Source organism: Aureibaculum sp. 2308TA14-22 (genome assembly GCF_040538665.1).
Lineage (GTDB): Bacteria > Bacteroidota > Bacteroidia > Flavobacteriales > Flavobacteriaceae > Aureibaculum.
Genome location: NZ_JBEWXT010000001.1, coordinates 2,632,047 through 2,646,085 on the forward strand (window position 1 = coordinate 2,632,047; position 14,039 = coordinate 2,646,085).

The following is a 14,039-nucleotide window of genomic DNA, read 5'->3' on the forward strand; positions in this document are numbered from 1 at the left end:
TCCATTTTTACATCCTTCGCAGTTGCAAGTACATGTTGTATTTTTCATAATAGTTGTTTTAAATTAAATTTCAATTACACCCATAAGACGTAAAACGGTAAAAAAAGATGCAGTTTTAGGCAAATTTCTTTGAAACTGAAATTTCTAACAATTCTTCCATAAAATCCCTACTGTTGGAGAGCCTTGGTACTTTATGCTGTCCGCCCAATTTATTTTTTAACTTTAGCCATTTGTAGAACAATCCTTTTTCTGCAGCGTGGACTTTTGGCATTTCCAGGGTCATATCATTATAACGCTTGGCCTCGTAATCGGAATTAATAGCCTTTAGGGCATTGTCCAATAGTTCTGTAAAATAATCAATACTTTTTGGTGTTTTTTTAAATTCGATCATCCATTCATGCGAACCCTGTTTTTTACCGTCCATAAAAATAGGGGCCACGGTATATTCCATAATCAAACTACCCGTCTTTTCACAAACTTGTTTCAATGCTTCTTCGGCATTTTCAATAATCAGTTCCTCGCCAAAAACATTTATAAAATGTTTGGTTCTTCCCGTAATCCGTATCCGATAAGGGTCAAGCGAAACAAACTTAACCGTATCGCCAATTAAATAACGCCATAGTCCCGCATTTGTGGTAATGACAATGGCATAATTTACACCCAATTGCACTTCTTCCAACGGAATGGCGGTGGAATCTTCACCGTTAAATTCGGACATGGGTATAAATTCGTAAAAAATACCATAATCCAACATTAATAATAGGTCTAATGAATTGTTTTCATCTTGTAGGGCAAAAAAACCTTCAGATGCATTATAGGTTTCGTAATATTTAAAATCTTTTTTCGGAATCAGTTTTTTGTACTGTTCGCGATAGGGATTAAAATTTACACCACCATGAAAATAGACTTCTAAATTTGGCCAGACCTCCAAAATATTGTTCTTATCCGTTTTTTCCAACACCGCATTTAACAATACCAACATCCACGAAGGTACACCAACCAAACTGGTAATATTTTCGTTTATGGTCTCATTAACAATTGCCTCCATTTTTGTTTCCCATTCACTCATCAAAGCGGTTTCGGTTTTTGGTGCGGAACTAAAATCGGCCCAAAAAGGCATATTTTCAATAATTATGGCGGATAAATCTCCAAAATACGTATTGTTATCCTCGTAAATATCACTACTGCCACCCAAACGCAGACCACGTCCGTTAAACAAACCAGCATCCTCATTATTGTTAATGTACAAGGCCAACATGTCCTTACCTGCCTTTAAATGACAGTTCTCTAATGCCTCGTTACTTACGGGAATAAACTTACTTTTTGCATTGGTAGTACCGCTAGATTTTGCAAACCATTGAATGTGCGTTGGCCAAAAAAGGTTTTGTTCACCCTTTCTAGCACGTTCAATTAAAGGTTCAAAAGTTTCGTATTGTTGAACGGGAACTTGCTCTCTAAAGCTTTCATAATCATAAATAGTAGCAAAGTTGTAATGCTTGCCAAACTCCGTGTTTTTAGCCGTATCTACCAAACGTATCAACAGTTCGTGCTGGACATCAATAGGGTATTTTAGAAAAAGCTCCATTTGATGCTTTCTCTTTTTTAAAAACCAAGAAACAACCGTGTTAAATAAAGGTAACATTTTCTAAATTTCTATTTGATGTTTAATAACGATAACACTATCTTTGGACAATAAAAGTACGAATATTCTTCGTATTGAAATTCAAAAACACCAAATTATGGCTAAAGTAGGGATTATAATGGGTAGCAATTCTGACATGCCTGTGATGCAAGATGCGATTACAATTCTTCACGAATTTAACATAGATACTGAAATCGATATTGTTTCTGCACACAGAACTCCCGATAAATTATATGATTATGCCAACAATGCTCATAACCGTGGCATACAGGTAATTATTGCTGGTGCAGGAGGTGCTGCACATTTGCCTGGAATGGTCGCTTCTATGAGTCCGTTACCCGTTATTGGTGTACCCGTAAAATCGAGCAATTCCATAGATGGTTGGGATTCTGTTTTATCTATTCTTCAAATGCCAGGAGGTGTTCCTGTTGCTACAGTTGCCCTAAACGGAGCAAAAAACGCTGGAATATTAGCCGCACAAATCTTGGGAAGTAGTGATAAAGAAGTACAGCAAACCATTATTGAGTATAAGGAAGAGTTGAAGAAGAAAGTAAATAAAGCTTCCGAAGATTTGAAGAAATGAATTTCAGGTTTACATGTCATTCTGAGGTCCGAGGAATCTCATGAATTCAACTAGAATAAAAAGATTCTTCGCTTTAGCCTGTCTTGAGCGACAGTCGAAAGGCTCTGAATGACAAGTCTAATTCAATGAATTGCAACATAATAAAACAATGAATAATCCACTTTTAGAACAATTCAATACCCCACATACAACAGCTCCATTTTCACAACTAAAAAATGAGCATTTTAAACCTGCTTTTGAGGAAGCTATAAAAAAGGCCAAAGCGGAGATTGATGAAATAACAGATAATCCTGAAGCTCCAACTTTTAAAAACACCATAGAAGCCTTAGATTTTTCGGGTTATACCTTGGACAGATTGTCTTCCATATTCTTTAACCTTAACTCGGCAGAGACCAATGATGAAATCCAAAAAATTGCTCAGGAAGTTTCACCGATGTTATCCGAGTTTTCAAACGATATCCGGTTGAATGAAAAATTATTTAAACGTGTAAAAGCGGTTTATGATGATAAGGGTAATTTAGAATTAACCGTTGAACAAGAAACACTTTTAGATAAAAAATACAAGGGTTTTTCCAGGAACGGTGCAAATTTAAATGATAACGATAAAACCAAATTGAGGGAAATTGATATGAAATTGTCAAAATTATCCTTGCAATTTGGCGAAAACGTATTGGCAGAAACCAATGCTTTTCAAATGCATTTAACGGATGAAAATCAACTCAAAGGGTTGCCAGACGGAGCAAAAGAAACAGCAAAAATGACTGCTAAAGAGAAAAAATTAGAAGGATGGGTAATTACCCTAGATTACCCAAGTTATATTCCTTTTATGACCTATGCCGATGATAGAGCCTTAAGAGAAAAATTAGCTAAGGCTTTTGGAGCTAGGGCTTTTCAAAACAACGAGAACAATAACGAGCAAATTGTATTAGACATTGTCAAACTCCGTCACGATCGTGCTAATTTACTAGGTTATAAAACTCACGCCCATTTTGTATTGGAAGAACGTATGGCAGAAACACCTGAAAAAGTGTTGTCCTTCTCCAATGATTTATTGGAAAAAGCAAAACCGGCTGCCGAAAGGGAATTTAAACAATTAACCAATTTTGCTAAAAAAGACGGTATTGAGCAACTGCAAAAATGGGATGGTGCTTATTATACCGAAAAGCTAAAAAAACAATTATTCGATTTAGATCAGGAAGCATTAAAACCTTATTTTAAATTGGAAAATGTAATAAATGGTGCGTTTACCATTGCCCATAAACTTTTTGGACTACAATTCAATGAAGTCGATACGATTGACAAATACCATAAAGATGTCAAAACCTATGAAGTTTTTAATTCAACAGGCGATTTTATTTCCGTTTTTTATGCTGATTTCTTCCCAAGAAAAGGCAAACGTAATGGTGCTTGGATGACTTCCTATAAAAGTCAATGGAAAAAAGATAATGACAATTCCAGACCGCATATTTCCATTGTCTGCAATTTTACAAAACCTACGGAGACCAAGCCTTCACTATTAACTTTTAATGAAGTTACAACTTTGTTTCATGAGTTTGGGCATGCTCTGCATGGTATGTTAGCTGACACAGTTTATCCAAGCCTATCTGGCACGAGTGTGTATTGGGATTTTGTAGAACTCCCCAGTCAATTATTAGAAAACTGGTGTTACGAAAGAGAGGCTTTAGATTTATTTGCAAAACATTATGAAACCAATGCACCTATCCCCATGGAATTAGTTCAGAAAATAAAAGATTCATCAAACTTTATGGAAGGGATGCAAACCTTACGCCAGCTTAGTTTTGGGCTGCTGGACATGCAATGGCATGGTGCTGGCGAGTCGCCAGATACTATAAAAAGTGTAAAAGAATATGAACTTAAAGCTTTTGAAGGCACACAATTGTACCCTGATGTTGCCGAAAATTGTATGAGCACGGCTTTTTCACATATTTTTCAAGGTGGTTATTCTAGTGGATATTATTCTTACAAATGGGCAGAAGTGTTGGATGCCGATGCTTTTGAATATTTTAAAGAAACGGGAATTTTTAACAAAGAAACGGCAACTAAACTTTTAGAGAATGTATTATCTAAAGGTGGTACAGACAAGCCTATGGATTTATACAAGCGATTTAGAGGTAATGAACCCAGCAATGAGGCTCTGTTGAAGAGGGCGGGGCTTTTGCCAGTTGGTAACCCTTCGCAATAGATATGGGTTATGAAATAGTAGGTGCCATTTACAACTAAAAATATTTAATTTTTTATGCATAGGTATATCCTATTTTTACTTTTTTCCTTTACAATTTCAGTACATGCTCAACATGTAATTAATGGGATTGTTTTATCAGAAAAAAACACTCCGTTAGAAGATGCTACGGTATATTTAAATAACACTACTATTGGTACTACTACAGGCCAAAATGGTAAATTTCAGTTAACAATACCCAACAAAAATCATGAGTTAATTATTTCCTTTTTAGGATATAAAACGGCTCAATACAAGGTATCTGAATTAAAATTGACAACACCATTAACTATAAGATTAATACCTGGAACAAATATTCTCGATGAAGTTATTGTACAAAAAACGAAATATGATGACGATTGGTATTACAATTTATCTCGTTTTAAAAGAGCTTTTTTAGGGAGGTCAAAACTAGCTTTAACTTGTTCTATTTTAAACCCTAAAGTGCTACATTTTGAATATAATTTTAAAACTAAAACACTGATAGCATCTGCAAGAGAACCACTAAAAATAAAACATAAAGGATTAGGTTATCTTATAACTTATGATTTGGTTGATTTTTCACTTGGTAATGAAAAAATGTTTTTTAGTGGTTACGCTCAATATAAAAACTTAAAAAAACCTGTAAAGAAAAAATGGGCCAAAAATAGATTGACAGCATTTAATGGATCCCGAATGCATTTTCTGCGTGGTTTAATTACCGAAAACCTAAAAAAAGATGGATTTGTTGTCAATCAGTTTAAACGTGTTCCAAACCCCGACCTACCTTCTACTAAAGATATAAAAAAGGCTAGAGAAGTAATTAAATTGTACAAAAAACCCATAAATTTCAATACAAAATTTACAGAACCAAAAACAGCTTTGGATAGTGCTTTAGTCATATTGAAAGAAAGCAGAAAACCAAAGTATAGAGATTACCTGTACAAAAAGAACGTTTCTTATAAGGATATAATAACACTTGAAAACGGAAAGCCTATTTTAAATTTTAAAGATCATTTATCTATCATTTACACCAAAGAGCCTGAAGAAAGAAATTATCTGATTGGAATGTTTGGAAAGCAAAAAAAAGCATCAGGCGTACAAACCTCAAACATTGTTTTATTAATTGATAAGGTCGAGATAGGTAAATCTGGAATTTTGGCATCTCCGCATGCTATTTTTAACGAAGGCTATTGGGCATTTGAATCTTTTGCAGATATGTTGCCTTTAGATTATCAACCACCAGAAGAATGATTGCTCTCCTTTTCCTCAATCCACTTAGAAAGATACTTGGTACTCATCAACGAATGATGTTGCAACATACTCCCTACAAAATTTTGGGCTCTATGAGCTTCTAAACCTTGTTTAATTTGATGAATCTTATTATTCAATTTTTCTGCTAATTGTTTTTTTGGATAAATAGTATTGATAATTTCAATTCCATTTTGCTGTGCATGTAGCCAAATAGCTTTATCATTAAACAACTGAACGGCTTTATCGGCAAATGCTTTGGGTTTATCGGCAATAAATCCACTCCAAGGTAAATTATTGTGCATACCCTCTGCCCCTATGGTAGTTGTTACTGATGGTGTTCCATTAAGCATAGCATCAATGTGCTTACCTTTGAGTCCTGCTCCAAATTTCAATGGTGCAAGCAAAACCTTTGCGTTAGCAATAACTTCATGAGCGTCTTCCACCCTACCCTTTACAATAAAGCCTTCTTTTTCGTTATGTAAATCTGTTACTTTTTGTGAGGGATACGCTCCGTAAATCAATAAATTTACGCTAGGCAATTGCTTACGAATCAATGGCCAAATGGTTTTCTTTAAATACAATACAGATTGCCAATTGGGTTCGTGTTTAAAATTGCCAATGCTTATAAAATCTTGCCGTTGTTCAAAAAATCGTTTTTGCTCAATTGCTTTATCTGGGATTTCATCTAACATAAATGGCAATTCCGTCAAAATAGCTTTGGGAATTTTAAAATGTTCAACGAGCAGATTATATTCAAAAGGAGAAATTATCAGCGACAGATCGCAACGGTAAATACAGGCGATTTCACGTTTGGTAATATTTAGTTTATTGAGTTGTTCTAATTCAAATTCTTTATCTTCTTTAAAAGCCTCAAATCTTCCCTGCCTCAGACAATGCAAATCTTCTGTATCTAAAATCCGAATGGCGTTAGGACAGTTTTCAGCAACCCTCCACCCGAATTGTTCTTCAGTTATAAAGCGGTCAAAAACGACAATTTCTGGATGCAAATCTTTAATAAAATCATCAAAGTTAGCATTGTTCAGTTCAATAGAAACTTTGTCAATTCCTAAACTTTCTAAATCATCAACATAATCAGTTTGTTGTGCCGCACTAGCAAAAGTGATTTGATAGTTCTGCTCCAAAAAAAAATGCAATAATTGCAGCATTCTACTTCCAGCTGCCGTGGAAGCCGATTCTGGAAAAACCAATCCGATACATAGTACTTTTTGCATTCTGCTAAAATATAAAATTGATTACTCTTAACTCCATTTTTTAGAAAATGTACAAAAATAAACTTTCAATAATTATTGAAAGTTTAAAAATAATCGTATATTTGCATCGTTAATACTATTGAAATGGAATATCAAGAAGCAAAAGAAAAATTTATCAGTACTTGGGGAAGCTTAGGTACTATGTGGGGTATAAACAAAGCCATGGCCATGATACAGGCTTTGCTTTTTGTTTCTACCAAACCACTTTCTATGGAAGATATTATGGAAGAATTACAGATATCCAGAGGTAATACGAGTATGAATTTACGACAATTAATGGATTGGGGCATAGTAACCAAGGAAATTATTCCCGGTGAACGGAAAGAGTATTTTACAACGGAAAAAGACGTACAGGAACTGGCTAGGCAAATTGCCAAAGAAAGAAGTAGGAGGGAAATTCAGCCCGTAATCAAAGTGTTAAAAGAAGTTTCAAGTATTAAAGACGATAAAACCGCAAAAACCAAAGAACTGATAAAACAAACAAAAGCCTTGCACGATCTGACCGAAAATGCGGACAAGATGTTAAATAAATTGGTAAATCAAGAACAAAATTGGTTGACAAAATCTTTGTTTAAACTTATTAAATAAAAAAAAATTAAACTTTACTTTCAATATTTTCTGAAAGTTTAAAAATTTAAAATGAACTTGAATCTTATTGCATATAGTGTCTATTTACCAATCATCAGTTTAATCACTATTAAAACGGGTTGGTCTTTATATAAAAATGGAAAACTCTTTTTAGCAAACCTTTTTAACAATGATAAAGTTCTGGTTCAACGAATCAATAAAATTCTATTAATGGGTTATTACCTCGTCAATCTAGGTTATGCAATAATTACAATATCCTATTGGGCAAAAATAAAAACTGAAGTAGAGTTAATTAATTCATTAACATTTACCCTCGGCAAACTGATTTTAATACTCGCCATTTTACATTACAACAATATATTCTGGCTCAAACAAATACAAAAAACAAATCTTTTAAATCAATAATTATGGAAAATTCAAAAATTATTATCGGCTATTTAATTTACTTACCTATTGCTATCGGATTGACAATTTATGTATCTAAGATGTTATTCAAAAATGGAAAATCTTTTATGATGGATATTTTTAGAGGGAATGCAGAAATTGCATTAGCTACAAACAAACTATTCGAAATTGGGTTTTATCTTATTAATATTGGATGGGCATTGTTAATATTAAAGATAACATATTACGGGACTACGAACATTAGTAACCAAGCTTTAATTGAGATTTTAAGCAAGAAAATCGGTGGATTCTCAATTTACTTGGGGGTTATGTTATTTCTAAACCTACTTCTATTCTTAAAAGGCAGGAAAAAGGCCAATCATAAACCAATTGAGATTTCAAAACCTGAAAACTTGTAAAACCATAATCATGAAAACTTTACACTATATAAACCTTGCAGCTCTTCTCATAACAATAGGTCTTTATGCTAGCATTAAATTTGTAATGTATGGAATGATAGCTTCTTTCTTTTTAGGGATTATTCAGCTCTTTTTAGGAATCATATTGATAGTCTATTATCAAAATTTTAGTACAATACATCAAAATTATCTAAAAACATATTGGGCTATTGTTATTCTAGATATAACAGCAATCATAATCATATCAGATTTTAGTGTTAATCATTTTTATTCAATGATAATTGTACAAATAATCCCCATGTTAATTGCAACTTATTTTGTATTTCTAACCTATCAAGTTCAAAAATTATGAAAACAATTATAATAGCTGGAGGCAGCGGTTTCCTAGGTCAAGTTTTAGAAAATCATTTTACCAAAATTGGGTATGCAGTAAAAATATTAACTCGTAATCCGAAAAAAGAAAATCACATTTTTTGGGATGCCAAAACCATTGGAAAATGGACAAACGAATTGGAAAGGATTGAAGTTCTTATCAACCTTTCGGGAAAATCGGTCGATTGCCGTTACACGGATAAGAACAAAAAAGAAATTTACGATTCGCGTATTGATTCCACACAAGTTTTGGGCAAGGCCATTCAGCAATGTGAGCGACCACCAAAGGTCTGGATGAACGCTTCAACAGCAACTATTTATCGTCATTCTTTAGATAAAGAAATGACCGAGAAAAATGGTGAAGTCGGCATTGACTTTTCTATGAACATAGCTAAATCTTGGGAAAAAGCATTTAATGAATTTAAGGCTCCAGAAACAAGAAAAGTGATTTTACGAACCTCCATAGTGTTAGGGAAAAACGGTGGAGCGTTTATCCCATTAAAAACATTGGCGAAATTTGGCCTAGGAGGTAAACAAGGTAACGGCAATCAAAAAGTAAGTTTTATTCATGAAGAAGATTTTGCAAGAGCTATTGAGTTTATTCTAAACCATAATGAGCTCAATGGAATTTTTAATGTGACAGCTCCAAATCCAACAATTAATAAAACCTTAATGAATGTCATCCGAAAAGAAATGGGTATGCCTCTTGGAATTTCTCACCCGAGTTGGCTACTAGAAATAGGTGCAAAAATTATCGGTACCGAAACCGAATTGGTTTTAAAAAGTAGGAATGTAATTCCAGAAAGATTATTGGGATCTGGTTTCGTTTTTAACCATCCAACAATAGAAAACACCATGTCCAATTTATTAAATTAAAACACGTTATTCAATTACACATATTATCGTTATTTTTGCGGTAATAAAATAAAATAAATTTATGAGTAATTATGATGTAGCCATTATTGGTTCTGGTCCTGGGGGATATGTTGCTGCCATTCGCTGTGCACAATTAGGCATGAAAACTGCCATCATCGAAAAATACGATACCCTTGGTGGCACCTGTTTAAATGTAGGTTGTATCCCTTCAAAAGCATTGCTAGACTCTTCGCATCATTATCATGATGCTATTACACATTTTGAGGAACACGGCGTTGAAATTTCTGGTGAAATCAAAGCCAATCTTAAAAAGATGATTGACCGTAAGAAAAGTGTAGTTGACACCAACACAAGCGGTATTAAATACTTAATGGATAAAAATAAAATCACGGTTTATCATGGCTTGGGTTCTTTTGTGGATGCAACACATATAAATGTCAAAAAATCAGATGGCAAAAAAGAAACCATTGAAGCCAAAAACACCATCATTGCTACCGGTTCAAAACCCTCAACATTACCTTTTATCAAACTGGATAAAAAACGTGTAATAACATCTACCGAAGCATTAAGCCTGACCGAAATCCCCAAGCACATGGTCGTAATTGGTGGTGGTGTTATCGGACTAGAACTCGGACAAGTATATCGTAGATTAGGTGCCGAAGTTTCTGTTATAGAATATATGGATAGAATCATCCCAACTATGGACGCTGCTTTATCTAAAGAATTACAAAAAGTACTCAAAAAACAAGGTGTAAAGTTCTACACCAAGCATAAAGTTACTGCTGTAAAAGCAGGAGCAAAAGAAGTTACTATTACCGCTGATGATAAAAAAGGAAATCCTGTTGAATTTAAAGGGGATTATTGTTTGGTTTCAGTAGGTAGAAGACCATACACGGACGGATTAAACCTTGATAAAGCGGGTGTAAAAGCCAATGATAGAGGTCAAATTGAAGTTAACGATCATTTGCAAACTAATGTCTCAAATATTTATGCCATTGGCGATGTAATTAAAGGAGCTATGTTGGCTCATAAGGCTGAAGAAGAAGGTGTTTTTGTGGCCGAAACATTGGCAGGACAAAAACCACATATCGATTATGATTTAATTCCCGGTGTTGTTTATACTTGGCCCGAAGTTGCTGCAGTTGGAAAAACGGAAGAGGAACTTAACGAAGCTGGAGTTGACTATAAAAAAGGACAATTCTCCATGCGTGCTTTGGGTAGATCAAGAGCGAGTGGTGATATTGACGGATTTGTAAAAATATTGGCAGATGCAAAAACCGATGAGGTGCTAGGTGTACATATGTGCGGGGCAAGAGTAGCGGACTTAATTGCAGAAGCAGTTGTTGCTATGGAATTTAGGGCATCAGCTGAAGATATAGCGAGAATGAGTCATGCCCACCCAACCTATGCAGAAGCAGTTAAAGAAGCAGCATTGGATGCTACTGATAAGAGGGCGTTGCATAGCTAATTTTAAAACAATAGAAGATGAAATTTTTTATAACAATTGCATTACTGATGGTAATATCTCTTACTGCTTGTAAGAGTACAAAAGCCACGTCTTCTAACTATGCCACTTCTGTAAAAGAAATTACTCAGATGCTAAATCAAGATGCTAAGCATTGGAGTGATGGTAATGTAGAGGCTTTTATGGGAAGCTATATCAAATCCGATAGTTTGGTTTTTATAGGCAAAAATGGCTTAACCTATGGTTGGCAACAGACCTTGGACAACTATAAAAAAGGATATCCAACCAAAGAGCATATGGGCACTTTAAAGTTCGACTTATTAGAATTTAAAGAATTAGCAGTAGATGCTTTTCTTGTAATTGGAAAATACAACCTTAAAAGAACCATTGGAGATGCAAGTGGATATTTTTCCATTATCTTAAAAAAGATTGATGGAAAATGGAAGATAATAGCTGATCATTCTTCATAAGATATATTTGCGATTTTCAAAAAAAATAAAACTTCAAAATCCTGCTGAGTTTAAGGAAAAAGTGTTGATTTGGGCTCAACAATTTGATGAGTTTACTTGGCTCGACAGTAACAATTATCCACAACACTACTCAAACTACGATGCAGTACTTGCAGTTGATGCTCATACCGAATTGAATTGTAGTTACAAGGATGCTTTCAATAAGTTAAAATCCTACAAAAATCAAAGCAACGATTTTATATTTGGTTATTTAAGCTATGATTTGAAGAACGATACCGAAAATCTGACTTCAGAAAACCTCGATGGTTTACACTTTCCAGGCCTCTGTTTTTTTCAACCTAAAAAACTGTTCTTTTTTAAAGATGATGTGCTGGATGTTCAGTATTTGAAAATGTTTAAGGACGAGGTTGATGAAGATTTAAAGAGTATTGAGAAAATTGATAAAACTTCCAACGCTTTGAATCAGTCTGATGTTAAAATCAAAAAGAGAATAACAAAAAAGCAATACTTAAAACAATTAGATAAAGTTTTAGAACATATTCGTAGAGGTGATATTTACGAAGTTAATTTTTGTCAAGAATTTTATGCGGAAAATACTATTATAAATCCTTTACAAGTCTATCATCATTTAAACGAAATTTCTAATCCGCCTTTTGCCAGTTTTATAAAATTCAAAGATAAATTTGTAATTTCTGCTTCCCCAGAACGCTTTGTAAAGAAGGAAGGGAATAAAATTATTTCTCAACCTATAAAAGGAACTGCCAAAAGATTGACGGATAAAAAAGCGGACAAAAAACTCGCTTTGGCATTATCAAATGACCCAAAAGAACGTTCTGAAAATATTATGATAGTCGATTTGGTACGTAACGACTTATCTAAAACTGCAATAAAAGGTTCAGTAAAAGTTGAAGAATTATGTAAAGTATATTCCTTTGATCAAGTACATCAATTGATTTCGACAATTAGTGCAGAAGTTGAAGTAAAAACCGATGGCGTTGCCATTATAAAAAGTTTATTCCCCATGGGTAGTATGACTGGGGCTCCCAAACTATCGGCAATGCAAATTATTGAAAAATTAGAAGCAACCAAACGTGGTGTTTATTCTGGAGCAATCGGTTATTTTACACCTGATGGTGATTTCGATTTTAATGTAGTTATCAGAAGTATTTTATATAACGAAAGTAACAACTATTTATCTTATTCAGTTGGTGGTGCTATTACTGCGAAATCCGATCCTGAGAAAGAATATGAAGAATGTTTGTTAAAGGCTATTGCGATGAAAAAGGCGTTGAAAAGCTAATTATAAATTCACATTACCAAATCCTTTCACAATGCATCTTTCATTTTTTTCGCTAAATCGTTATAACTGTATAAAACAAAATCATTACTATGATTTTCTAATGCCAGTTTTACAGTTTCATGGATAAAATTATTATGATTCCCTGCAATACCAATAAGTTTAGGGTCTTTTATTTTAACCTTATATTTATCATATACCCAATCTGCATTTTCTTTGGAAGAAAAATATCTTTTATACCCTTTTAATTGACCAAGTAAGTTTTGCCCATAACTACTAAAACGAGCATTACTCCAATTTCCAAGTGCAAAATCATAAGATAATAATCCTACTTTTAAATCTAAAAAATCGTAAAACCCATCTTCCCTTTCAAGCATAAAATCTGGAATTAACTTCAGATTTTTCTCGAATTTATCTTTATGAACCTGCAACTCTAAATTTATATTACTTTTTGCAGATTTATATCCTAACGCTTTTGCAAATAAATGAGAATTTAATTGTAAAAATTTATCAATTGTGGTTTCATGAACTTTATGATATGCTAAACTCTTTAACTCTGAAATAATGTCAGATTTCTTCCTCCAACCATTTAAGGATTTATTTTTTCTAAAATCATTTATATTAAATATTGAATTTAGGATTTTATTAAATTGTCGAATATTAGTATTTTTTGTTATAATAATTGTTGAAGAATGTCTTCTGAATGAATAAATACCCTCCATTTTACTAAAGACTAAGAAATTATTAAAAAACAAACCTGTTGTGTCATTATTTACAATAAATGGTAAATCAGAATCATCACTATTAAAATATGGGTAATCATCAACTATTTCATCAAAATTCTTTTTCAAAAACCCCTTATCACTTGTCGAGGCAAAAACAAAATTTACAAAATGTATGTGACTAGCATTATTCGAAACTTCTATTGCCGGTTTAAAATTTGAATAATCATTAGATATTTTTCCTCCATTCAAAAGGTAATTTATGTTGTAAGAAAATGTTTTATCTTCAATAACAAACTTAGGTTTATTAGCTATTTTTTGAAATCCTAATAATTCTATCACATAATGATATTCAAGACTATTTATGATTATATAATTGCCAAAACCAGCATCACTATGAATTTTCAAACCATTATATAATATTTCAGAATATATTACCTTGACCCAATTAGTAAAAAAATCATATAAAACTGATCTA

14 protein-coding genes are annotated in these 14,039 nt (G+C 33.3%); 11 read left to right on the forward strand and 3 right to left on the reverse strand.

Annotated features, from left to right (window positions below; all coding sequences use genetic code 11):
• Positions 1 to 115: 115 nt before the first annotated feature.
• A complete protein-coding gene (locus U5A88_RS11805; protein WP_354206680.1) occupies positions 116 to 1,642 on the reverse strand; it encodes a GH3 auxin-responsive promoter family protein in 1,527 nt (508 codons plus the stop codon).
• Positions 1,643 to 1,739: 97 nt separating this feature from the next.
• Between U5A88_RS11805 and purE the strand changes: the two genes are divergently transcribed.
• From purE to U5A88_RS11820, 3 genes are all read left to right on the forward strand, one after another.
• Positions 1,740 to 2,225, forward strand: a complete 486-nt coding sequence (purE, locus tag U5A88_RS11810; RefSeq protein ID WP_354206682.1) for a 5-(carboxyamino)imidazole ribonucleotide mutase — start codon at positions 1,740 to 1,742, stop codon at positions 2,223 to 2,225.
• A 148-nt stretch (positions 2,226 to 2,373) separates the two neighbouring features.
• A complete protein-coding gene (locus U5A88_RS11815; RefSeq protein ID WP_354206684.1) occupies positions 2,374 to 4,428 on the forward strand; it encodes a M3 family metallopeptidase in 2,055 nt (684 codons plus the stop codon).
• 54 nt (positions 4,429 to 4,482) lie between these two features.
• Positions 4,483 to 5,697, forward strand: a complete 1,215-nt coding sequence (locus U5A88_RS11820) for a carboxypeptidase-like regulatory domain-containing protein (RefSeq protein WP_354206686.1) — start codon at positions 4,483 to 4,485, stop codon at positions 5,695 to 5,697.
• On the opposite strand, the gene U5A88_RS11825 is transcribed toward U5A88_RS11820, so the two are convergent.
• Positions 5,679 to 6,929: a glycosyltransferase gene (locus tag U5A88_RS11825; protein WP_354206688.1), complete on the reverse strand. Its 1,251-nt coding sequence runs from the start codon at positions 6,927 to 6,929 to the stop codon at positions 5,679 to 5,681. The genes U5A88_RS11820 and U5A88_RS11825 overlap by 19 nt on opposite strands.
• Before the next feature lie 123 nt (positions 6,930 to 7,052).
• Between U5A88_RS11825 and U5A88_RS11830 the strand changes: the two genes are divergently transcribed.
• The 8 genes from U5A88_RS11830 (at position 7,053) to pabB (ending at position 12,842) form a co-directional block, all read left to right on the forward strand.
• Positions 7,053 to 7,556: a GbsR/MarR family transcriptional regulator gene (locus U5A88_RS11830; RefSeq protein WP_354206690.1), complete on the forward strand. Its 504-nt coding sequence runs from the start codon at positions 7,053 to 7,055 to the stop codon at positions 7,554 to 7,556.
• Between the two features lie 51 nt (positions 7,557 to 7,607).
• On the forward strand, positions 7,608 to 7,961 hold the full coding sequence (locus U5A88_RS11835; protein ID WP_354206691.1) for a hypothetical protein: 354 nt from the start codon (positions 7,608 to 7,610) through the stop codon (positions 7,959 to 7,961).
• 2 nt (positions 7,962 to 7,963) lie between these two features.
• On the forward strand, positions 7,964 to 8,359 hold the full coding sequence (locus U5A88_RS11840) for a hypothetical protein (RefSeq protein ID WP_354206693.1): 396 nt from the start codon (positions 7,964 to 7,966) through the stop codon (positions 8,357 to 8,359).
• A gap of 10 nt (positions 8,360 to 8,369) precedes the next feature.
• On the forward strand, positions 8,370 to 8,711 hold the full coding sequence (locus tag U5A88_RS11845; RefSeq protein WP_354206695.1) for a hypothetical protein: 342 nt from the start codon (positions 8,370 to 8,372) through the stop codon (positions 8,709 to 8,711).
• Positions 8,708 to 9,607, forward strand: coding sequence for a TIGR01777 family oxidoreductase (locus tag U5A88_RS11850; RefSeq protein WP_354206697.1), 900 nt, complete (start codon positions 8,708 to 8,710; stop codon positions 9,605 to 9,607). Before U5A88_RS11845 ends, U5A88_RS11850 begins: the two co-directional genes overlap by 4 nt.
• A 61-nt stretch (positions 9,608 to 9,668) precedes the next feature.
• A complete protein-coding gene (gene lpdA / locus U5A88_RS11855) occupies positions 9,669 to 11,075 on the forward strand; it encodes a dihydrolipoyl dehydrogenase (RefSeq protein ID WP_354206701.1) in 1,407 nt (468 codons plus the stop codon).
• Between the two features lie 17 nt (positions 11,076 to 11,092).
• A complete protein-coding gene (locus U5A88_RS11860) occupies positions 11,093 to 11,542 on the forward strand; it encodes a YybH family protein (protein ID WP_354206703.1) in 450 nt (149 codons plus the stop codon).
• A gap of 7 nt (positions 11,543 to 11,549) precedes the next feature.
• On the forward strand, positions 11,550 to 12,842 hold the full coding sequence (pabB, locus tag U5A88_RS11865) for an aminodeoxychorismate synthase component I (RefSeq protein WP_354206705.1): 1,293 nt from the start codon (positions 11,550 to 11,552) through the stop codon (positions 12,840 to 12,842).
• A gap of 26 nt (positions 12,843 to 12,868) precedes the next feature.
• On the opposite strand, the gene U5A88_RS11870 is transcribed toward pabB, so the two are convergent.
• Entirely contained in the window at positions 12,869 to 13,969 is a 1,101-nt protein-coding gene (locus U5A88_RS11870) for a hypothetical protein (protein WP_354206707.1), read from the reverse strand.
• Positions 13,970 to 14,039: the final 70 nt, after the last annotated feature.

Coding starts and splice junctions, on each gene's coding strand:
- U5A88_RS11805 (WP_354206680.1), bottom strand. CDS start 1,642: ATGTTACCTTTATTTAACACGGTTGTTTCTTGGTTTTTAAAAAAGAGA.
- purE (WP_354206682.1), top strand. CDS start 1,740: ATGGCTAAAGTAGGGATTATAATGGGTAGCAATTCTGACATGCCTGTG.
- U5A88_RS11815 (WP_354206684.1), top strand. CDS start 2,374: ATGAATAATCCACTTTTAGAACAATTCAATACCCCACATACAACAGCT.
- U5A88_RS11820 (WP_354206686.1), top strand. CDS start 4,483: ATGCATAGGTATATCCTATTTTTACTTTTTTCCTTTACAATTTCAGTA.
- U5A88_RS11825 (WP_354206688.1), bottom strand. CDS start 6,929: ATGCAAAAAGTACTATGTATCGGATTGGTTTTTCCAGAATCGGCTTCC.
- U5A88_RS11830 (WP_354206690.1), top strand. CDS start 7,053: ATGGAATATCAAGAAGCAAAAGAAAAATTTATCAGTACTTGGGGAAGC.
- U5A88_RS11835 (WP_354206691.1), top strand. CDS start 7,608: ATGAACTTGAATCTTATTGCATATAGTGTCTATTTACCAATCATCAGT.
- U5A88_RS11840 (WP_354206693.1), top strand. CDS start 7,964: ATGGAAAATTCAAAAATTATTATCGGCTATTTAATTTACTTACCTATT.
- U5A88_RS11845 (WP_354206695.1), top strand. CDS start 8,370: ATGAAAACTTTACACTATATAAACCTTGCAGCTCTTCTCATAACAATA.
- U5A88_RS11850 (WP_354206697.1), top strand. CDS start 8,708: ATGAAAACAATTATAATAGCTGGAGGCAGCGGTTTCCTAGGTCAAGTT.
- lpdA (WP_354206701.1), top strand. CDS start 9,669: ATGAGTAATTATGATGTAGCCATTATTGGTTCTGGTCCTGGGGGATAT.
- U5A88_RS11860 (WP_354206703.1), top strand. CDS start 11,093: ATGAAATTTTTTATAACAATTGCATTACTGATGGTAATATCTCTTACT.